General features: G+C 31.5%; 22 protein-coding genes. 6 read left to right on the top strand and 16 right to left on the bottom strand.

Features of this window, described 5'->3' with window-relative positions:
- Positions 1–297: 297 nt before the first annotated feature.
- On the bottom strand, positions 298–732 hold the full coding sequence (locus M4I23_RS17840) for a peptidylprolyl isomerase (RefSeq protein WP_158851130.1): 435 nt from the start codon (positions 730–732) through the stop codon (positions 298–300).
- Positions 733–1,180: 448 nt separating this feature from the next.
- Between M4I23_RS17840 and M4I23_RS17835 the strand changes: the two genes are divergently transcribed.
- The 3 genes from M4I23_RS17835 (at position 1,181) to M4I23_RS17825 (ending at position 2,646) form a co-directional block, all read left to right on the top strand.
- Positions 1,181–1,516: a hypothetical protein gene (locus M4I23_RS17835; protein ID WP_249755298.1), complete on the top strand. Its 336-nt coding sequence runs from the start codon at positions 1,181–1,183 to the stop codon at positions 1,514–1,516.
- Between the two features lie 85 nt (positions 1,517–1,601).
- Positions 1,602–2,054, top strand: a complete 453-nt coding sequence (locus M4I23_RS17830) for a GNAT family N-acetyltransferase (RefSeq protein ID WP_249755297.1) — start codon at positions 1,602–1,604, stop codon at positions 2,052–2,054.
- A 16-nt stretch (positions 2,055–2,070) separates the two neighbouring features.
- Complete coding sequence (locus M4I23_RS17825) at positions 2,071–2,646, top strand: hypothetical protein (protein WP_249755296.1); 576 nt, start codon at positions 2,071–2,073, stop codon at positions 2,644–2,646.
- 24 nt (positions 2,647–2,670) lie between these two features.
- Here the strand turns inward: M4I23_RS17825 and M4I23_RS17820 are convergent, their stop codons facing one another.
- From M4I23_RS17820 to M4I23_RS17775, 10 genes are all read right to left on the bottom strand, one after another.
- A complete protein-coding gene (locus M4I23_RS17820; RefSeq protein WP_249755295.1) occupies positions 2,671–3,165 on the bottom strand; it encodes a hypothetical protein in 495 nt (164 codons plus the stop codon).
- A gap of 102 nt (positions 3,166–3,267) precedes the next feature.
- The gene (locus tag M4I23_RS17815; protein WP_249755294.1) at positions 3,268–4,989 is read right to left on the bottom strand and encodes an energy-coupling factor transporter transmembrane protein EcfT; all 1,722 of its coding nucleotides are present in this window, start codon (positions 4,987–4,989) and stop codon (positions 3,268–3,270) included.
- Positions 4,990–5,102: 113 nt separating this feature from the next.
- Positions 5,103–5,621, bottom strand: a complete 519-nt coding sequence (locus M4I23_RS17810; protein WP_158851141.1) for a hypothetical protein — start codon at positions 5,619–5,621, stop codon at positions 5,103–5,105.
- A gap of 94 nt (positions 5,622–5,715) precedes the next feature.
- Positions 5,716–6,951, bottom strand: coding sequence for a DUF6638 family protein (locus M4I23_RS17805; RefSeq protein ID WP_249755293.1), 1,236 nt, complete (start codon positions 6,949–6,951; stop codon positions 5,716–5,718).
- Positions 6,952–7,030: 79 nt separating this feature from the next.
- Positions 7,031–8,272, bottom strand: a complete 1,242-nt coding sequence (locus M4I23_RS17800; RefSeq protein ID WP_158851145.1) for a hypothetical protein — start codon at positions 8,270–8,272, stop codon at positions 7,031–7,033.
- A 163-nt stretch (positions 8,273–8,435) separates the two neighbouring features.
- The gene (locus tag M4I23_RS17795) at positions 8,436–9,023 is read right to left on the bottom strand and encodes an NUDIX domain-containing protein (protein ID WP_158851147.1); all 588 of its coding nucleotides are present in this window, start codon (positions 9,021–9,023) and stop codon (positions 8,436–8,438) included.
- A complete protein-coding gene (locus tag M4I23_RS17790; protein WP_158851149.1) occupies positions 9,013–10,974 on the bottom strand; it encodes an AAA family ATPase in 1,962 nt (653 codons plus the stop codon). Before M4I23_RS17790 ends, M4I23_RS17795 begins: the two co-directional genes overlap by 11 nt.
- 81 nt (positions 10,975–11,055) lie before the next feature.
- Positions 11,056–12,120, bottom strand: a complete 1,065-nt coding sequence (locus M4I23_RS17785) for a hypothetical protein (RefSeq protein WP_249755292.1) — start codon at positions 12,118–12,120, stop codon at positions 11,056–11,058.
- 34 nt (positions 12,121–12,154) lie between these two features.
- A complete protein-coding gene (locus M4I23_RS17780; protein WP_249755291.1) occupies positions 12,155–12,622 on the bottom strand; it encodes a hypothetical protein in 468 nt (155 codons plus the stop codon).
- A 213-nt stretch (positions 12,623–12,835) separates the two neighbouring features.
- Positions 12,836–14,179, bottom strand: a complete 1,344-nt coding sequence (locus M4I23_RS17775; RefSeq protein WP_158851155.1) for a microtubule-binding protein — start codon at positions 14,177–14,179, stop codon at positions 12,836–12,838.
- Between the two features lie 326 nt (positions 14,180–14,505).
- On the opposite strand from M4I23_RS17775, the gene M4I23_RS17770 reads away from it, so the two are divergent.
- Both M4I23_RS17770 and M4I23_RS17765 read left to right on the top strand, forming a co-directional pair.
- Positions 14,506–14,748: a hypothetical protein gene (locus M4I23_RS17770; protein ID WP_158851157.1), complete on the top strand. Its 243-nt coding sequence runs from the start codon at positions 14,506–14,508 to the stop codon at positions 14,746–14,748.
- An 80-nt stretch (positions 14,749–14,828) separates the two neighbouring features.
- Positions 14,829–15,035, top strand: a complete 207-nt coding sequence (locus M4I23_RS17765) for a hypothetical protein (RefSeq protein WP_158851159.1) — start codon at positions 14,829–14,831, stop codon at positions 15,033–15,035.
- 73 nt (positions 15,036–15,108) lie between these two features.
- Here the strand turns inward: M4I23_RS17765 and ettA are convergent, their stop codons facing one another.
- Both ettA and M4I23_RS17755 read right to left on the bottom strand, forming a co-directional pair.
- Positions 15,109–16,800 carry an energy-dependent translational throttle protein EttA gene (gene ettA, locus M4I23_RS17760; RefSeq protein ID WP_158851161.1) on the bottom strand — a complete coding sequence of 564 codons (1,692 nt, stop codon included), beginning with the start codon at positions 16,798–16,800 and terminating at the stop codon, positions 15,109–15,111.
- Between the two features lie 62 nt (positions 16,801–16,862).
- A complete protein-coding gene (locus M4I23_RS17755) occupies positions 16,863–17,045 on the bottom strand; it encodes a CAL67264 family membrane protein (protein WP_158851163.1) in 183 nt (60 codons plus the stop codon).
- A gap of 274 nt (positions 17,046–17,319) precedes the next feature.
- On the opposite strand from M4I23_RS17755, the gene M4I23_RS17750 reads away from it, so the two are divergent.
- A complete protein-coding gene (locus M4I23_RS17750) occupies positions 17,320–18,504 on the top strand; it encodes an MFS transporter (RefSeq protein WP_158851165.1) in 1,185 nt (394 codons plus the stop codon).
- A gap of 86 nt (positions 18,505–18,590) precedes the next feature.
- Here M4I23_RS17750 and M4I23_RS17745 read toward each other — a convergent pair whose 3' ends face one another.
- Genes M4I23_RS17745 through M4I23_RS17735 form a run of 3 tightly spaced genes read right to left on the bottom strand, consistent with a single transcriptional unit; the run spans position 18,591 to position 20,343 of the window.
- Positions 18,591–19,313 (bottom strand): pirin family protein, encoded by a 723-nt coding sequence (locus tag M4I23_RS17745; RefSeq protein ID WP_249755290.1) that lies wholly within the window; start codon positions 19,311–19,313, stop codon positions 18,591–18,593.
- Positions 19,314–19,369: 56 nt separating this feature from the next.
- On the bottom strand, positions 19,370–19,810 hold the full coding sequence (locus tag M4I23_RS17740; protein ID WP_249755289.1) for a MarR family transcriptional regulator: 441 nt from the start codon (positions 19,808–19,810) through the stop codon (positions 19,370–19,372).
- Positions 19,811–19,812: 2 nt separating this feature from the next.
- Positions 19,813–20,343 carry an NADPH-dependent FMN reductase gene (locus M4I23_RS17735; RefSeq protein WP_249755288.1) on the bottom strand — a complete coding sequence of 177 codons (531 nt, stop codon included), beginning with the start codon at positions 20,341–20,343 and terminating at the stop codon, positions 19,813–19,815.

Below are 20,343 nucleotides of genomic sequence, written 5' to 3'. Positions count from 1 at the left end.
ACTTAGTTCAATGCTGAATGTAAATATTAAAATAATTTTACATCATCGCATCAACAATAATTTAAAGATAGAACCTTAACATAAAATATCATGGCAAAAAGTAAAGATGCAAAGAAGAACGTAAAAAAAGAAGCGACTAAAACTCCTAAGGAGAAAAAAGAAGAAAAGAGACTTAAGAAGTCTAAATAAGATTGCTTAAAACTGAATATTTTTTATAAAAAAACCTGACAAGTATCGTTAAACAATAGCTGTCAGGTCATTAAAAACAAAGTGTTTGTTTTATTTTTTAATTTCTATTTATTTAATCTCTAACACTTCTAGATCAAAAATAAGTTCTTTACCAGCTAAAGGATGGTTGCCATCTATAACAACACTTTCTTCTTTAACTTCCACAACAACTAAATTCATTTCTTGTCCATCTGGAGTTTTAGAAACTAAGCCCATACCAACTTCTGGAGCCATATCTTGAGGAAGTTCGCTTTTATTAACTTCTTGTATTAAATTTGGATTAACATCACCGTATGCTTCTTCTTTAGCAATTGTAATGGTTTTTTTCTCGTTCAACTTCATGTCGATCAATCCTTTTTCGAAGCCAGGTATTATTTGTCCTTGACCTAAAGTAAATTCTATTGGCTCTCTGCCTTCTCCTACAGAACTATCAAAAATTTGTCCGTCAGATAATTTACCCGTATAATTTACTTTTACTGTGTTGTTCTCTTTTACTTGACTCATACTATAATTACTTAATTTTTAAAAATATTCTTTGCATAATTCTTACACAGTAAATATTTTAATTTAAACTTACTTCACCACTAGCCGCCAAAATCAAGCCAAAAACTTAAAAAGAACAAAAAGACCGTTTACAAACTACTTATTTTAAGTGTTTAAAATAAAAAAATAACGTTCTATCCCTTTAATAACAAGAAATACAAGTTTTGGTGATGTAATTAAAAAATAACGACAAAAAATGAAAACTAAATCAGTAAATATGTCAGTTAGCATAAAAACAGAGAACATATTTGTGTCAATTTTATTAAAAACGCCTAATTTCTATAGTCTTTTATCACCTTCTTTTTCGAACTCCTTTTTTATTAATATTGTAATACTTGCCCTTAATTTGTACCGAGAGTTCTATATTAGTAACTTAAAACGAATATATCTTTAAATTAAAATATATAATATGTTAGGACTAGTTTTACTGTATTGGATTGGTAAATATTTTTACAAATTGGCCGAAGAATATAACAAAAGCCCTTGGGGTTTTGCAATTTTAGGAATTGTGGTTTATTACGGTGCTATTGTATTATCGGGTTTAATAGTAGGCATTGTTATGGCATTGACATCTCCAGAGACTTTAGATAATTTTAATGAAACTTTATTAAGCTTTTTATTGCTTCCTTTTGGTATTTTAAGCTGTTATTTATTGTATAAATATTTAGAAAAAACTTGGAAGAAAAACACTCCAGATCCTGTTGAATTAATTGATGAAATTGGTAAACCAAATGAAATTTCTTAGATGCTTTAGGTTTTAAGAGTTTGAGCTAATTTAATTTGTATTGTTTCTAAAAAATAATTATCGAGAAATATTAAATGTGTTTAAAATGAAAATATTAAGAACCAATTCTGAAAATAAAGACTTTATAAAACTTGTAAAGCTATTAGATTTAGATTTGGCCATAAGAGATGGTGAAGACCATTCTTTTTACGCTCAGTTTAACAAAACTGATAGTATTAAACATGTAATCGTTGTTTATAAAAACAACATCCCTTTAGGTTGTGGAGCAATAAAGGAATACGATAATAACGCGATGGAAATTAAACGTATGTTTACCTCTATTGAAAGCCGAGGTATAGGCATTGCTTCCCTAATTCTTAATGAATTAGAAAAATGGGCCAGAGAATTATTGTATAAAAAATGTATTTTAGAAACGGGAATTAAACAACCAGAAGCTATTGGTCTTTATGAAAAAAATGGTTATAAATTAATACTTAATTATGGTCAATATGCAAATATTGAGAATAGTAAATGTTTTGAAAAAGTAATTATAAAATGAATATTCGTAAAAAATAATGACTAATACATTTAGAATAACAATAACTGCTTTGCTTTTGATAGCCTTTAATTGCTTGTTTACCAGTTGCGATTATCAAGAAGAAGAAACTATTGATAAAACGAGCATAATATTACCTAACGGAAAACATATAGTTGTAGAAAAAACAAATACAGAAAGTACTGCTATAGGTGTTTTTTCCAATCATAATTATGGTACAACGCATAGGTTTACTTATAAGTTTTCTATAGATCAAGATCGTATTGATTGGGATGGCGGCAGTGGTGAACCTAAAAACATAACTTTTTGTAAAGACACCACATATATTCGTTATCTAAAAGAGAAAACAATAACAACTAATTATACCGACTCTTTAACTCAGGAAACCGAGCGACATCAACGTAACGAAATACAAGAGTTTTTTCAAAAACACATTGATAAACGTTACTTTTTTAAACTTTTAGGAAGTGATTATTGGGTAGATATTCCTTTAGAACATTATACGTCTATAAGTAACGAATGTGAAGAATACCAAATCCCGAATGATGAGGAATTAGCTTTACCATCTATGAAAAATGATGATTTTAAAGAATAAGGTTTAACACCAAAATCTCTTCTTTTAGAAAACATCTAGAATAGCATCTAATTCGGCACAATATTTATTATCGTTACTACAAAGTATACTCAAGGTTTCAATCATTAACTGGTTTAATTCTTTGTTTTCTGGGTTAATGTTATATGCTAGTTTAAACTCAGAATACGCCATTTTAATTTGATTAGTTCTTAATCGGTTTTCACCTGAATTCACTAAAAAATTAAAAGCTTCCAAATTCTTGAAATTTGTAATTTTAATAATTCGCTGAGACTGTTTATTTGAATAATCTACAAAATGATTAAAAGTAAATACTGAAAGAATTAAAAAGCTAAAAACAAAAACAACCGTTAAAAGTCCGTTTAGTTTTTTGTTTTCTTTTATACTCGGCTTTAAAATGAATGTTCTTGAATATTTAGGCAGCGCTGTAAAGGATTTTAAACGCTCTTTTTTGAACATCTTTTTTTGAGGATCTCTAGAGTAAATCCACTTTTGTAAACCCAAACCCATATAGCCACCCATAATATTTCTTTATTATATAGGTAGAGATTAAGAAGTAAATGTTACAGCTTTTTTCAAAAAAAAACCTTCCAGAATAAATAATCTGAAAGGTTTTGAAAGCTTCTATTTAGATGCTGCTTTTAAAGAATCTATCTCTTTTTGCAGTTGTTTAATTTCTAATACTTTTTTCTGCTCTTGTAACTGTTTTAATAACTCGTCGTTAGAAATCACTGGCTTTATAGAATCTGTAGGCTGCTGCACAACAGCATCAATCTGTTTAGTTTCTTCTACAAAATACGTCCCAATGCCTTCACTAGATCTCCAAGCTTCGTTAAGCTGATCGTAAACCGTTTTATCCCATTGACTCGGGTGTTTTACATCTATCCAAACAACATCACGATACTCACTATCTACTAAAGCTAAATCTGGAGTTGCAGAACCATCGAAATTATTAGAGTCTTCTCGAATAGCCGAAATAGTCCCTAAGAAAAACATACGACGACGCCCTGCTATATCTTTAATATACGGACGAAATTCTACAGGTTTATTAACAGACCAATCGAATTCTTTTCGAGATTCAATAACCTTTAAAGGCATAGCCGAAACACCTGCATAACCTTGTTTTTTAGAAGCATGATCGTAATAATAAAAAGCATCGCTACCATCGGCAGGAATAAAAACACTATACATTAAACTCGTACGCTCATTCCCCACAGGCTCTAAACCAAACCAATGATAAAGACCGCTGTATGCACCTGTTTTAGTATCCGTGAAATTAAAATCGGTTACATAAGGTTGCTTATTTTGATCGTCTGTTAGATTTGGGATTTTAACGGCAGTTTCCATATTCCAAGGTAATGGATCACTAAAACCTCCTAAGAACTTTAAAGATTCTGCTTGTAAACGTGATACCTTTTCGGCTAAAGTATTTTGACCAATTAAATACGGATGATCTTTTATTTCCTCCGGACTTACATAAGTACCTTTCCCTATTAAAATACGCTCAAGATAATCGTTCATGTCGTGCTCTCCACTATCAATTACCATAACACCACCAAAGGTTGGATATGGAAATAAAAAGCCTTTCCATTTAATTAAACTCACCACTTCTACCCATTTACCAGCGTCGTTTTTCATGTAATAAGTATCACTAGGCTCTAAGGTAAATAGTTGAAAAATATTGAAACGCTGAACAACAGCATTGTAGGTGTTTCGACTAAATTTAAGAGATTCTCCAATAGAAAATGTTACAGGAATACGATTCTCACTCGAAAAACGTGGGAATGGTGTGGTACTCGATACAGCAAAAACTTCCTCAGTATTATCGGTCATTCCTTGCCATCTGTATTTTTCAGTTGGTTGAATGGCCATCGTCCATTTATTTTCTTTCCCAATACGAACTAAATGTGGCAAAGAAACATCTTTAGTTTCTCCAACACTTTCATTCGCCATAGAATACACGTTGCGCATAGGTTGAATGCGCTCATTTTGAGTTAATGGTAATTCGTTTATTTCAATACGATTTAAATGATTAAATACGTTATAAGTTTTCATGTATTCGTACATTTTAAACTGCCAACCAACAATGTATAATGCACCGAAGAACACTATTAAAACACCTAGCATAACTAATCTACCAAATGTACTTGTAGAATTTCTAAACTTTCGCAAGCCTAAAAACAAAACAACTACACTTAACAAAATAACAAAAATGTACTTTCTAACAAATAGTAAAGCTGGCTGGTAGTCGTCACGCAACACAAACAATGCAATAAGTAAAATTAAGAACGCAATTATGGTTACTCTTTTTTGCTTTTTTCCTTTATTCCAATAATTTTTAATCATTTTATTTAGTTTGAAGTTTAGAATAAAAATTTACTTGATCTAAACTTTTTATTAATTTGTTTACTATTTGAACAAAACATAATTGTTTTCTTCATGATAATTGTGACTAATTATTAGAGCAACCCCTTATCTTTCAAGCGTTCTCTAGCACTTTTCCCTTCTACTTTTGGAGATTCCTCTTTAATATTTTCTATAACTTCACCTGAATCTCTAGTTTGTAAATCTTCTATAAAGTCTTTTCCTTTTTCAATAGTATCATGCACCATATGCTCAAGAGAATCACTTTGCTCTTCAATAACTTCACTCGATTTAAAGATGAAATTTGCTAAATACGTCCCCACCAAAGTACCCACAATCATAGATGCAAATATAGAAATTGTTGCTATATCTATCGGAATTAAAAAACGAACTAAAACAATACCGATTAGAAACAGAAAACCAACAAAAACTAACCGCAACAGAAATGATTGTTTGTAAACAAAGCCCGTTTGGTCGTTAGGTTTCATTTGCAATGTTTTGGAGTTTATTACCTTGTTAAAAAAACGATACAATGCATTACTTCTTGATTCTCTCCAATAAATAAAGATTCCGAAAAGGATAGCGGCAACGAATATTATGAGTTCTAGTGTCATATTTTTGTTAGTTTGAAGTTTTATTTAATAGCTTTTATGGATTCCGCATCAAGTACAGAGTTACAAATGCCTTTTTTATATTAGTCTTTAATTATCAAATATTGTTACTAATTGTTTCAATCGCCCAATCCTTTAAAGAATCGTCCCAAGTTTCAAAACTAGCATAAAAAGATTCTTTATCATACCAATACCAGAAAAGTACATCTTTAGGTGAAATATTAACGAGTAGCATCCAAATTAAATCCTGATGTTTCCCATCTAAAGATGAATGTGGCTTATGTAATGCCTCAAATAATTTAAAGTCGACAATATCGGCAATTTTAAACTGATTACTATTTTCTATTTTCTCTAAATAACGTTCAACACTCATCACTTTTTTACGAGCATTAATATCTAGTTTATTCAAATAACTCTTATATAAAATCGGATCGTTTAAAATATCTTTTATAGGGTGTTGCGTATTTTTCAAATATGTAGACATCTCAAACTTTTTAATACGTTCGTAACGTTTCGTCTTCACAACAGTCTCTAAGTTATACTCAATAATAACGTGATCTCTTAATTTATCCATAAGTTCTGGTTGTTGAATATGGAAAATTAAAACCTCGTAACTGGTATTAGTTATAGCCTCTTTATGCCATTTTTCATCTTCAAAAACCACTATAGGCGTTATAAAATCACGCAATACATAAACACCGCCAAAGGCTCTTGTATAAAACGAATCTGTAGTGTATTGCAGTTCGTGTAAATCTAAATCTCGATGACGTAAATCACCATATTTTTTAGCGGAACTCAATAGTTCCGCATGAAGCGCTTCATCAATAAAATTAGTGCTCTCATTAAACGTTGAAACTAATTTTCGTTGATCCTTTTGTACGTTTAACAAATCATTAATTAAATGAAAATGAATGTTTACCGTTTTATATTTTAAAACATCTAAAGGTTCATAAAAAACATCGATACCTTGGTCGAAATCTAAGCAAATAGCGCAATCTCTAGTTATATCTTTTATTTTTTCACCATGAATTTTAAATACAAATTTCATGAGTTCTCTATCGAAAGTATGAAACGACAAGTAAACAGGCTTACCTTTCTGCAAAGGAGAAATAATGATACCATGCGGATTCGCTTCACCATTATTAAGGTAATTAATCTCACCTTTTTCATCAGCAATTTCAGGACTCCAACCTATACCATCAATTTGAAAAGACTTTAATTTGGTTTCCGAAAAGCCAAGCTTTACCAAGCATTTATTGTAACGCTCGACGAGTTTTCCACTCACTGAAATGAGTTCGCTTCGGTATAAATTCGCTTCTAGTAATTTTTGCATGTTTTTTATTAATTTAATACTTCAACTATATTATTATTGATAGTTTGTATTTAATTTGATATGTTGGTTAAATAATTCATTATAAACAATCTTGGGTAAAGTTTTTTTTCACGAACTCTTCTCTCGCATTGTTACTTATGTTACTTATACTTTTAGCACTTTTTGAATGATTTTTATTAAATAAATACATTTTACCATTTAAAAAGTCTAAAATTACTCTTTCGTATTCCCAAATGAGAGGAACACCAATAAGATTACTATTACCTGTGTCCTCAATTAAAACATTCTTGAAATTAATATTTGAAATTTTTAAATCAGTAAAAATTTGCCTTTTTCCTTTTTGCGCTTTTTTAGTAATTTCAGAACTATCCTCTTTCTTATAACAATCTTCAAAAGAGAATAATCCTATTGAATTAGAGTGACCAATTTTGTATTTATAATTTTCTTGAAGTGTAATTGAATCTTTAATAGTTAGAGTTCCATTAGAGCCCGTATCTAATTTGATTCTTTTTCGATTACCATTCACTTTAATATTAATTGACCAACTTTTTTTACCACTTTTTAATAAAGGAATTATTTCAAATTTAGAAATGTTTTGTAATTCTATTTTTTCACTTATTTTAACCGTTTTATTTAACATATCAAAATCCCAAATAAAAGAATTTATTATATTATTGCCTAATACTCCCGCTATTGAATCTTGATTAAAAAAAATTCCACATTCATTTTCCCAAATATCTTTATTCATTGATATGTAATCAACCTTTTCAAAATCGATATTTTTGAAGGTAAGTTTATTAAGCTTTTGTATGCTTACATTTTTTGTTTTAATTTGAGAATCGGTGAGAGAAATAATAGTTGTTTTTTTAGAATTATTATAGTTTTCATTAAATCCACATAATTCAGCACCAGTATCAAAACCAATATATTTTGTTTCGTTTCCAATTTTTGCTTTAAGGAAAAGGTGACCCGATTCAGAGCTATAAAAAGGAATCGTGGTGTTATGTTTATTACTGTTCCAAACTGTTATATGATCAGAAAAGGAGGTTAAATGTTTATGTCTAAAAATATTAATTAAAAAATTCAGCACTATAAAAAGCATGGAAATAGTAATTCCTGTAATAAAGTAAGTCTTTTTCTTTTTAAATAAAAAAATAAAAACACAACTTAATATAGCTCCAATATATATAATATAATTATCGAAAGGTTTAGCTTTTAGGTGATTTGACAGATTAACTATAAGTAAAGTTAAAGCTATAAAGAAAAGTACTGTAAGAATTCCTAATACGATGTGGAGTAATTGATTTAACCTTTTCTTCATAGTTACTTTTCAACTTGTGTATACCTCGTTAATAATGCTAATTTTAAAGATAGCATACGTGCAACTGCCTTTTTCTAAAACAAAAAAACAGTGTGTGTTTTATATTCGTATTTAGCAATCGTTTTTATCCCCAATTTTCTTTCAACCGATAATTTAGTTTGTTTTAACTTGTTACAAGTTTATTAATAATAGCATACTGCAATAAAACAATAGTACGCATATCCTGAATTTCACCATTATTAAGCATCTCTATCGCTTCTTTAATGGGTAATTCTAGCACTTCAATATCTTCGGTTTCAGTTTCAACACCGCCGCCTTCGCTTACTTTCATATCATCGGTATATTCAGCAATAAAAAAGTGCATTTTCTCGGTCATTACACCAGGCGACGTATAGGCTTCGTAAACTTTTGTTACTTTATTTATACGGTAACCTACTTCTTCTTCTGTTTCTCTAATAATGCAGTCTTCCGGATTATCTTTATCCAGCATTCCTGCAGTAATTTCAACCAAAAAACCATCTTTATTATCATTTTGATAGGTTGGCATTCTAAACTGCTTCGTTAAAATAACCGTTTGTTTTTCGGTATTGTAAAGTAAAATTCCTGCTCCATCTCCTCTATCGTAAACTTCACGCATTTGGTTAACCCAAGTACCGTTAGTCATTAAATAATCGAAACTTAATTTTTTAAGAATGTAATAATTATCAGAAAGCAGCGTGCTTTTTATGTTTTTTAATCTATTAGATGCCATTTTCAAAAGTTTTTCTTGCTGCAGTTTCTATATTTAATTGATTGACTCTCGCATCTACCTTTCGTTTAAAATCAGTATCTGCAATAGTGGCAACATTATCTAAATAACGCACAACTTCTTGCCTTCTAATTTCCGAAAAGTCTAGACCTTTCATATTCGATTTCATCAATTCCTGAAGCATATTAAATTTCGTTTCATATTCTTGTTTGAAATAAATTTCGGGGTTTTCAAACCAACTTTCTTCCAAATCAAAATCTGTTAATCGTAATGAAATAGCCGACTGAATATTCCTTACATCACGAGACGAGAAGAACGGAAACGCTTTTTGCATATCTTTATACAAATTAGCATAAAAAAGGTGTTCACTGGTTTTATATTTAGCCTCTACTTTATCACAAATAGCATGAACTCTAGCTTCACTTGGTTTACTAGATACATTTAAAATTTCACCCATATTTTTAGACAAACCTTGATCGCTCAAAAAGTTATAGTCCTCAGGGTTTTCCATGTTTACAAAATCGGGTAAAGATTTATCTAATTTGTTCCACCAAATATAATCTTGATCTAAAAAATCATGTTCCGTTCGGGCACCATCAATCTTAAATCGACCTTGCACACGAGAGATTACAGCTTTATCTAACATTTCTGGTAAATTGGTAAATAAACCAATAGAGCTATTACCGTAATTTACCGCATAAGCGCCTTCTGTATAACGCAAAAATACGCCAATAACTTCTTTTACACCAGCAGAAACACCTTGTGATGTTCGCTCTTGTAAATTATTTTCAGCATCATCAATTGGAGCAAAAATTAACTTTGTAGGATCTTGCATGGGTTTCATCCACTCTACCATTTTTTCTGCTGAACCACCTTGAAATGTTGAAATTAAGGTATCTGGCATAGGATGAAACAAAAACGGAATTTCTAAATTATCACAATGCTCTTTTAGCCTGGTTGCGATGGCTGCTATAAGCATTGATTTTCCTGTTCCCGGTATTCCGTAACCCATAAATACTGGCATAAAACCACCAAGTTCTTGAAACGGGTTCTTTTTTGCTTTAAAATCGTAACTTAGCATACGCTCGGTTAAACGGCGCGCAAAGTGCTTAGCATCACGATTACCAACTATTTGTTCAAATTTTATTTTATTAAATTCTATACTTTCAGCCGTTCCAGAAAACACGTTGTTCCACCCTGAAATAGCAAACTCAGATTTTTCTAGTTTATAGGTTCTATCTTCAATAGTTTCGGTGTATTCTAAACTACTTTTTCTAAGTTGAATTTCGCCAATTAAAGCCTCAAAATAGACTACCGTAAAATCGATAACATCTTTATCCGATTTTACAATTTCTGGATGTCCTAAATATTTATCATAATAAAACAGATTACAAGAAATCCCTTTTAGCGGCGACAATAGCGACACTTCTGGAATACCAGCAAACTTCTGTTTCATAACCGATAAATCATCGGAAGCAAAAGGTTTTAAATCATTTAAAATTTTATAAGCTGTAGCAAATAACATAAATGCCGTTGCTGTATGCATTTTACTTTCGAACTCACGTTTTCCGTTAGAATCTAAAGCAGATTTATTCTCATTTAAACTTGATAAACCAGAAGCATCATAGAAACTATCTTTAATCCAAATCCCTAAAGTAATACCTTCTTGCACTGCATAAAGCGTTTGATTTAGATGAATAGGAAGTGCAACAGAATCTGGTAACAATCGTTTTTTTAAAGCTAAAATAGTTTTAGAAACCGAAGTGATATCTACCGAAGAGCCATTGTTTGCTCTCGACAAATAGAGTAAAATAGATTCATCTTTAGCATCTTTATCTTTATTCTTCGCTCTTGATCCTTGCTCCCATTGTACGCTTTTTAAGTAAGATGAAGCTTCATCGCGAAGCATATCGAGTTCTGATAATTTTATTGGAAAAGTTGAGTTGTGTTCCATGTTTTTTTAAGTCTTCAATTGGTAGTCTTAAGTTTTCAGTCCTAAATTACTCCGACTGTCACTTTAACTAAAAATTAATTTTTATTTTTTAATTTCAATTTTTAAACCAGCTACTTCAAAAGGTGCTTCGGCTAAATCATCCAAAATTTCGGGTGTTTTATTGTATAATAGTTGAATAATACGGTGTGGTGCAAAAATGAATTTTTGTTTAAATACGTCGTCCCATTTTTGAAGGGTTTGCTTACTAAAAAAACTACCTTCTTTAAATTCGCTTCCAGATTTTACTTCGTCTATTTTTAAAGAAATCGCGTAAGATTCTAACGGAATTTCCTTTTTACCTATAGCTTGTAAAATGGTGTGCGTTACTACATTTTCGTCTTTTGCAAATACGTTATGTATAGCACCTAAGTCTATACGTTTTATTAATTTTGGTGATACTTTTGGTAATTTCCTATCGATGGTGTAAGCCATGGTATCTAGAGACATTTTACGGTCGGATGTGGTTTTTAACACCTCGTAAATTTCATCTTTATAATCATTTATTTTATTGCCATCATAATTAAAGTACATAAAGCACATAAATGGCCGGTTGTGTTGTACATCGAAAAAACTCCAACTTACTAATAAATCGGCTATGGCATTTTGTGGTGCGCTTAATATTTTTCCTTGTACAAAGCGATTAAATATATATTCTTTTTTTACAGATGAATAATAAACAATGGATGCCGCTTGAAACAACTTTCGTTTAGGAATGGGTTGCTTTTTATGCATTAAAGTGTTTAAAAAATCTTCTTTTAAAGTGGCTATTGGTGTTAATTTTTCTAAATATTCCTGACGTAATTCAAGATCGTTAAATAGGTACCGGAATTCTAAATAGTTTGGAAATCCAGACTCGGTTAAATCCACTTTCATATTATCTTCATCATCATACATATATTTAATACGCATGGCTTCAATGGAATATAATAGTAAATCGGCATATTGTTTAAATAGTTGCACTTCTTGATCGTTACAAAGTTTTTGTCTTTGCACCGCTACTATAAGTTCTTTAAAAACAAAGTCCACCATTTTATGATAAAAGACATACTGCTCCTTGGAATCTAGGATGGCCGAGTCTAATGGTGTTACTATTTGGTTTATTGACATTTATTTTAATTAAATATGAATCTTTACAGATTATTTATTTTAATGCACTTTCGAAAAGGACATCGCCTGATTCTAAAAACACTTTTCCATCGCTTATACGCTTAGATAAATGAATTAAATTCAAGTCTTTTCCGTTTCTTAAATATTCGAGAATAACGCCATTTTCTAATTCGGCATTTGGTCCCATAATTTTTATGGAGTTCTCAGTTTCTTTGGTACTCCAAGAGCCAATAATAATTTTGGTTTCACCGCCTTCGGAAACCAAAACATGAGCGGTATAATCTTTTTTGAAGTCAATTTTGATAATAGAACTAGCTCTCCATTTTTTAGCTGCTGGTGCATGGCTATTTTGAATCCATTTACCAATAAATACATGATCATCCTGATTGTGGTTGATAACAACTATTGTATGGTTTATGTTAGATTGAAAAGTAGCTTTAGTTTTAAAAGATGTTAAGATTATAAAAGCAGATAAAATAATGATGATATGTAATGATTTCATTTGGTTATTTTAAAGTAACATCTGTTTTAAAAACCTTGCCATGGGTTTAATCCCGCGTTAAGGATTAAACGGCCTGTTTGAGCTCCCCGACCTTAGAAGGGAGCGAGTAGTGAAAGCCTGACTTTTTACGATGCTGCAAGGTTTACTAAAAAACCTTGCAGGATTGTAAAAAGGAACGCCCAAATTTTAAAAAGTGTGGCGCTCTTTAATTATTTAGCTCAACAAATCGTCTTCTGTAGCTGCTGGCTTTGGTTTAGCTGCAGGCGCATCATCACTTCCTTTTGGAGCATTAGCATCTGCTTTATAATAGTCTTCAAAAATTTCTTTCATATCGATACCATAGCGCTCTGCAAAATTCTTTTGAATAGCACCATCTTTAGCACGAATTTCTTGTAAAGCCTCGGCATAACTACTGTAAACACCTTGCATAACTTTCTCGTGAACCGGAATATTATCCATCATATCTTGACGCGCTTTAGCACTTGCAGTATGCATTGAGGCTAGAGTTTGACCAATATGCTCATCGGTTTTAACACCTAAATGTTCTAAAATAGCAGCAAATTCTTGATCGGTACGCGCTTTTAAAGCAACAACGTAACCATCGTAATATTTAAGACGCTCTTCAGTATCCGACTTTAATTTGGCACGATGCGTTTGTAAGTTGCTACGTAACGATGTTAACACCTTTATAGTTAAATTGTGCTTATGCACGAAACTGTCTTTACTTGCGGCAAGCGTGGTGTAAGCATTTTTAAGACCTTCCAATTCTTCTACTTTTTGTTCTAAAGTCGTCATTTTACCAATGGCTTCAGAATACTCTGTAGATTGTTTATCGGCGATATCTTCTAACTCTTGGCGCGCTTGTTTTAATAAAGCATATTGCGTTTCAAGCTTTCCTTCTACCTCTTTCTTTTTCTCTAAGGCTTTGGTGTGGTTTTTTGAAGCTTCTACAATAGCATCTTTAAGCTTTTCTTCAACTTCTTTAATTTCTACTTCACGATTTTTTAAACGTGTTACCGCAGCTTGCGATTTATATGATAATTCGCTTAAAAGTGTTTGGATATCGGCACTTTCTATACGCTCTTGAAACATAGCTTTAGCTTTATTATCTGCTCCTGCTCGCGTTTTTTCGGCTACCTTAAACTCTTCTTGTTCTTTTTTAATTTTACTTTTACGTCCCCAAAGGTTATTCCACCAAGTATCTTCTTTCTTTTCGGCATCTTCTAACTCAATTCTGGCGCGTTCTAATGCCTTTTGAGCATCATCAATCACCTTTTGTTCTGTTGGGTTTAATGCCGAAAATTTCTCGAACATAATACCAACTTCATCTTGATAATCGGTTAAATCCTTAATAGCATCTAATAGCGTAGATCTATCTTTTTCTGCCATATGCACAACATCGTCCAAAGTAGCATTTAGAATTTTTTGACGCACTTCGGGGTCATCCTCTTGCGATAATTTAGATTTCATGGTATCAATGGCTTTTCCCCAATTGACATCTACTTTTTCTGTTTTTTCGTTTGAATTAGTTTCTAATAAATCAAAATCATCGGACATATGAATACTGTATTATTTAAGATTAAACATTTTCGATAAGCAATTTCGGTAAAATATATGAGTTCTAAAAGTAATAAAAGAAAATATACTTTTCTAGAACTTAGAATTTCACTTTTTATTCCTACAAAATATAAGTCTATTACTTTAAAGAAATGTTACACCAAATTTTTAACTATAAATATAAAACACTGCTATAAAGATAAATACCAACACTATTTTTTTAAAAAAACTGAAGGAAAAAGTATTGAAAAATAAAAAATTAGAAGAAAAAACTTATAAAAAAACATTATCTTTGAAATGCTATTAATTATATTTCGCACTAAATCATGTTGAATTTTCAACTAAGCCAGACCATACTTGCAATTGCTTTAGTATCACAGTTTGCTATCGCATCCCTACTAACTGTTGTTGTTATATTTTTTACGACCCTATTGTGTCTTGGTGTTAGAAAATCGTATAAATTAAAAAAAGAAAATGAACGCTTAGAATCTATGAGCCCTCAAATAAACGACGAAAAAGATAAGCCTTATAATGATTTTACACAAGGCCACATGTATGATGAAAAATAAAGATTAAGTACATCAATACTATCTAAATATTTTGAACTTTAAATTAAAACCAAATCTTTTTTATATAAAAATAAGCTATTATGAATTTATTATTTACAATTGTTACAGCTCAAAATGCTATTGAAAGTACAAATAGCTTAATTTCAATTTTATCCATCGCATTTATTACAATTCTAGCTTTACTAACAATGAACTTATATAAAGTGTACCAATTAAAAAAGAGAAACGCGGAATTAGAAGCCGAATTAAAAGCTTTAAAAACCGAAACAAGACATCTTTCAAATTAATTTTAATTGAAATTTTTTCTATAAAAAACGCCCACTTCTCAGTGGGCGTTTTTTAATTTATCTGTCAGTAAAACTATCTTACTAATTTCTTATACTTAATTCGTTTCGGCATTAAATCACCACCAAGACGTTTCTTTTTATTCTCTTCATAATCAGAGAAACTACCTTCAAAGAAATAGACTTGCGAATCGCCTTCAAACGCTAAAATATGCGTACAAATACGATCTAAAAACCAACGGTCGTGACTAATAACTACAGCACAACCTGCAAAGTTTTCTAAACCTTCTTCTAAAGCTCTTAATGTATTTACATCTAAATCATTGGTTGGCTCATCCAGAAGCAATACGTTTCCTTCTTCTTTAAGCGTCATAGCTAAATGCAAACGGTTACGCTCTCCACCTGAAAGTAATTTCACCTTCTTGTTTTGCTCACCACCAGAGAAATTAAATCGACTTAAATAAGCTCTTGAATTCACTTCTTTACCTCCCATCATTACCAATTCTTGCTCATCACTAAAGTTTTGCCAAATGGTTTTTTCAGGATCTATATTAGAGTGTTTTTGATCTACATAAGCTAGTTTTGCAGAATCTCCAACTTTAAACTCCCCTTTATCAGGAGTTTCCTCACCCATAATCATTCTAAAAATAGTGGTTTTACCAGCACCGTTTGGTCCAATAACACCAACAATTCCCGCCTGTGGTAAGTTAAAATTTAAATCATCATATAATAATTTATCATCGTAACCCTTGGCAACACCAGAAGCTTCGATAACATTAGTACCTAAACGAGGTCCGTTCGGGATGTATATTTCTAATTTTTCGTCAAGTTGTTTTTGATCTTGACTCATTAATTTATCGTAATTATTTAAACGCGCTTTTTGCTTAGTTTGGCGTCCTTTTGCACCTTGACGTACCCATTCTAGCTCACGTTCCAATGTTTTTTGACGCTTAGAAGCTGTTTTGCTTTCTTGTGCCATACGCTTAGATTTTTGATCTAACCAAGAAGAGTAGTTCCCTTTCCATGGAATACCTTCTCCTCTATCTAATTCTAAAATCCAACCAGCAACGTTATCCAAAAAGTATCTATCGTGAGTTACGGCTATTACAGTTCCTTTGTATTGTGCTAAATGATGCTCTAACCAATGTACAGATTCTGCATCTAAGTGGTTGGTTGGCTCATCTAACAATAATACATCTGGTTCTTGTAAAAGTAAACGGCATAAAGCTACACGACGTTTTTCTCCACCAGATAAAACTCCTATTTTTTTATCGCCATCTGGAGTACGTAAAGCATCCATAGCAATTTCTAATTTGGTATCTAATTCCCAAGCGTTAGAAGCGTCTATTTGATCTTGAAGTTCCGCTTGGCGGTTCATTAACTTCTCCATTTTATCAGCATCAGAATACACTTCTTCTAATCCAAATTGATCGTTAATTTTATTGTACTCATCAAGAATAGCAACCGTTTCAGCAGCACCTTCACGAACTATTTCAATAACCGTTTTCTCATCATCTAATTTCGGTTCTTGCTCTAAATATCCTACCGAATAATCTTGAAGAAATGTAACATCACCTTGATAATTTTTATCGACACCTGCGATAATTTTTAATAAAGTAGATTTACCCGATCCGTTAAGACCTAAAATTCCAATTTTTGCTCCGTAGAAAAAACTTAAATAAATGTTTTTTAATACAGGCGTATTTGCTCCTGGAAATGTCTTGGTTAAACCAGACATTGAGAATATTATTTTTTTATCATCACTCATTTTTTGTACTTATAAATTTAAAATGGTTTATGAATTTATTTATTACGTTCTAAATTCTAGATTTAAACACGTCCTTTAAGTGCATTAAACACCCAAGCTACGGCAAAAAAGCCAAAACCTACTGCTGCAAAACCCCAGCCCGCAACATCATCGTATCGAAAAGCCCCTAAGGCTATTAAACCTAATCCTACTAAAATCATTATGATTGTAGCCCAAGCTAAAACCGTATTTTTATCCATTGCCATATTCTTTCTCTTTTTTTGATGGTTAGTCTAAAGGCAAATATCGGATTTTTAGAAGTAAAACTAAAGTTCTAATCGTTATATTTTTTTAAACTTCACATATTTATGTTTTGAAGTGAAATATAAGAATAAAGCAAAACCGAACCCCTTCCCTTATTCATTTAACAACTTTTTAGAACTTATTTTAAACACTTTTCAATTAACTTTTTTTTAATAAAAAACACAAATTGATACGTATTTTATACTCTATTTTTGTAGTTGATTAAAACCTAACTATATGAATAAAGCCTTACTATCCTTAGCTATTGGCGGATTTGGGATCGGACTTACCGAATTTGTAATCATGGGCATATTGCCTGATATTGCGACATCTTTCGACATTAGCATTCCTGTAGCTGGCCATTTCATTTCGGCATATGCCTTAGGTGTTGTTGTGGGAGCTCCTATACTTACGGGCTTAGGTAGCAAATGGCCTGCACACAAAGTTTTACTAGTTTTAATGCTCTGGTTTACCGTTTTTAATACACTTTCATCTTTTGCTACTGGTTACAATTCCTTTATTATTTTAAGGTTTTTATCAGGCTTACCACATGGTGCTTTTTTTGGAATTGGAGCTGTTGTTGCCGGTAAATTATCGAAAAAAGGAAAAGAAGCTCAAGGTATTGCCATTATGTTTAGTGGTTTAACATTCGCTAACCTTTTAGGTGTGCCGTTAGGAACATATTTAGGAAAATATTTTAATTGGAATGTATCATTTTTAATGGTTGGTATTGTTGGTGTTTTAGCCGTTTTAGCTGTTAAATTCTGGATGCCTGTTTTAAAACAATCTTCGGAAACTAGCTTTATAAAAGAATTAAAAATATTTAAACGCTTAGAACTTTGGCTTATCATTTTACTAACCACAATTGGTACTGGTGGCTTCTTTGCTTGGTATAGCTATATTGCCCCATTAATTACTGATGTTGCAGGGCATGAAAAAGAAGTCGTTTCATACGCCATGATTCTTGCTGGCTTAGGTATGGTAATAGGAAATATAATTGGAGCCAAACTTGCAGAAAAATTACAACCTATTGTTGCCGTTATGTTAACCTTAGTTTTTATGGCAATTTGTTTAATACTAAACACGTATTTAGCGTCCGATAAAGTTATGGTGTTAGTCATGACGTTTATAATTGGTATGGTTACCTTTTGCTTATCAACTCCAATTTCATTAGCAATTATAAATGCTTCCAAAGGATCTGAAACTTTAGGATCTTCGCTAAACCAAAGTGCTTTTAATGTTGGAAATGCTGCTGGTGCTTACTTTGCAGGTTTACCAATTGCAATGGGCTATGGTTATACAGCAGCCGATTGGGTTGGAGCAGCTATGGCTGGTATTGGTGTTTTTATTGCCTTCGGAATTATTCTATATAGGAAACATCGCTTTAAGCGGAAAAACAAAATGAAAGCGTGCTATTCATAATAGCTTTTTGAAACGTTTTTAAAACAAAAATAAAGACTGTCTAAATTAAATTTAAACAGTCTTTTTTATGCCTTAAATTTAATGTTTTAGAACAACATCGGTACTTCTATAAAAAGTAAACTAGCATCCTTATTTGATATTATTTCAAATGAATTTGTTTCTGAAACACCTATGGCATCCCTAATATTTAAAATTGAATTATTAATGATAACTTCTCCAGAAATCGTCATGATGTAAACACCATGATTTTCAGTTTTTAAGTTATAATTGAAGCTTTTGTCTTTATCCAAATCTATTCGAGAAATCACGGCGTCTTGATGAATTTTTAAACTGCCTTCATGAGCTTCATCTATTGATGTTACCAAAGTTTGAAGTTTGTTTTTTCTTTCATCTAAATTGAACATTTTTTGATCATATCGAGGCGTTACATTTTCTTTATTTGGTATCACCCAAATTTGAAATAAAGATAAATGTTCATCTACCGTACCATTAATTTCAGAATGCTCTAACCCTGTTCCTGCCGACATAATTTGAACTTCGCCAGGAAGAACTGACTGCCATACATCGTGCATAGAATCACGATGTTTTAACACGCCTTTTAACGGAATGGTAATAATTTCCATATTGTTGTGAGGATGTGTACCAAAGCCCATTTTAGGAGCAATAACATCATCATTAAAAACACGTAAAGCTCCAAAATTTACTTTTTCTGGATTATTAAAATTAGCAAAACTAAAAGAATGATTAGCTTGCAACCATCCATGATTTGCAAACCCTCTACTATCTGCTTTATGAATTATTGTTTTCATATTCATGCTTGTTTTAATTAAAATCTCGAAATCCATTCAAAGTTAAAAACCTGTATTTACCATCGCATTTTATCAAGTAAATCGCTTAATTGTCCTGCTTCTTCTTCATTTAAATTTTTAAATAAATCTGAGTTCAATGTATTTGGTATAGACTCTAATAAATCGATGCCTTTTTGGGTAATTTCAATATTAACCACACGCCTATCTTCCTTACAAGACAAACGGTTTATATAGTTCTTGGCATACAATTTATCCATTAAACGTGTTGCATTAGGCGCACGCTCTACCATTCTATCTTTTATTACTTGTACACTTAAAGCTTCTTTTGCACCGTTAAGAATTCTTAAAATATTGAATTGTTGTGCAGAAATCCCAAAGGGTTTAAAAAACTCTGCTTGATAACTCGCAATCCAATTTGCCGTGTAAAGAACGTTAAGCATCGCTTTCACCTTATTATTAGGGAATTTCGAATTTATATCTTTACTTATATCGCCCACGTTTACAAACTGTTTTGAAATTTATTAACCGCTTCTTTTAATTGCGTATCCAATATATTGTCTACTATTTTGTTTTCCTTAAAATTTTCACCGAAAAAAGGAAGCGAAAAACTCTCTACAATATTTGCATCGTGAAAAGGGAAACGGCCTTTGGCTATTTCTAAAACAGATAAACCACCTCGTCCTCCTGGAGATGTAGCCATAAGTAGCATTGGTTTTTTGAAAAATAATTTACCTTCAATTCTAGACATCCAATCGAATAAGTTTTTAAAAACAGTTGAATATGCTCCATTATGCTCAGCCAACGATAATATAATACCATCTGTATCTTTTAGAATTTCTAAAAACCGATGTGCATCTTGTGGAATGCCATGTTCATTTTCAAAATCGATACCATAAAGTGGTAAATCAAAATCGTTTAAATCTAATACAGTGGTTTCTACATTTTCGACTAAACTCGCTACGTAAACCGCTAACTGCTTGTTAATAGATAACTTACTATTACTTCCTGCGAATGCTATAATTTTTTTCAT

Origin of the sequence: Algibacter sp. L4_22 (assembly GCF_023473045.1) — a bacterium.
GTDB lineage: Bacteria > Bacteroidota > Bacteroidia > Flavobacteriales > Flavobacteriaceae > Algibacter.
The sequence above is the reverse complement of the archived record's forward strand: the minus strand, read 5'-3'. Positions and strand labels throughout refer to the sequence as shown.

Coding starts and splice junctions, on each gene's coding strand:
- M4I23_RS17840 (WP_158851130.1), bottom strand. CDS start 732: ATGAGTCAAGTAAAAGAGAACAACACAGTAAAAGTAAATTATACGGGT.
- M4I23_RS17835 (WP_249755298.1), top strand. CDS start 1,181: ATGTTAGGACTAGTTTTACTGTATTGGATTGGTAAATATTTTTACAAA.
- M4I23_RS17830 (WP_249755297.1), top strand. CDS start 1,602: ATGAAAATATTAAGAACCAATTCTGAAAATAAAGACTTTATAAAACTT.
- M4I23_RS17825 (WP_249755296.1), top strand. CDS start 2,071: ATGACTAATACATTTAGAATAACAATAACTGCTTTGCTTTTGATAGCC.
- M4I23_RS17820 (WP_249755295.1), bottom strand. CDS start 3,165: ATGGGTGGCTATATGGGTTTGGGTTTACAAAAGTGGATTTACTCTAGA.
- M4I23_RS17815 (WP_249755294.1), bottom strand. CDS start 4,989: ATGATTAAAAATTATTGGAATAAAGGAAAAAAGCAAAAAAGAGTAACC.
- M4I23_RS17810 (WP_158851141.1), bottom strand. CDS start 5,621: ATGACACTAGAACTCATAATATTCGTTGCCGCTATCCTTTTCGGAATC.
- M4I23_RS17805 (WP_249755293.1), bottom strand. CDS start 6,951: ATGCAAAAATTACTAGAAGCGAATTTATACCGAAGCGAACTCATTTCA.
- M4I23_RS17800 (WP_158851145.1), bottom strand. CDS start 8,272: ATGAAGAAAAGGTTAAATCAATTACTCCACATCGTATTAGGAATTCTT.
- M4I23_RS17795 (WP_158851147.1), bottom strand. CDS start 9,023: ATGGCATCTAATAGATTAAAAAACATAAAAAGCACGCTGCTTTCTGAT.
- M4I23_RS17790 (WP_158851149.1), bottom strand. CDS start 10,974: ATGGAACACAACTCAACTTTTCCAATAAAATTATCAGAACTCGATATG.
- M4I23_RS17785 (WP_249755292.1), bottom strand. CDS start 12,120: ATGTCAATAAACCAAATAGTAACACCATTAGACTCGGCCATCCTAGAT.
- M4I23_RS17780 (WP_249755291.1), bottom strand. CDS start 12,622: ATGAAATCATTACATATCATCATTATTTTATCTGCTTTTATAATCTTA.
- M4I23_RS17775 (WP_158851155.1), bottom strand. CDS start 14,179: ATGTCCGATGATTTTGATTTATTAGAAACTAATTCAAACGAAAAAACA.
- M4I23_RS17770 (WP_158851157.1), top strand. CDS start 14,506: ATGTTGAATTTTCAACTAAGCCAGACCATACTTGCAATTGCTTTAGTA.
- M4I23_RS17765 (WP_158851159.1), top strand. CDS start 14,829: ATGAATTTATTATTTACAATTGTTACAGCTCAAAATGCTATTGAAAGT.
- ettA (WP_158851161.1), bottom strand. CDS start 16,800: ATGAGTGATGATAAAAAAATAATATTCTCAATGTCTGGTTTAACCAAG.
- M4I23_RS17755 (WP_158851163.1), bottom strand. CDS start 17,045: ATGGCAATGGATAAAAATACGGTTTTAGCTTGGGCTACAATCATAATG.
- M4I23_RS17750 (WP_158851165.1), top strand. CDS start 17,320: ATGAATAAAGCCTTACTATCCTTAGCTATTGGCGGATTTGGGATCGGA.
- M4I23_RS17745 (WP_249755290.1), bottom strand. CDS start 19,313: ATGAAAACAATAATTCATAAAGCAGATAGTAGAGGGTTTGCAAATCAT.
- M4I23_RS17735 (WP_249755288.1), bottom strand. CDS start 20,343: ATGAAAAAAATTATAGCATTCGCAGGAAGTAATAGTAAGTTATCTATT.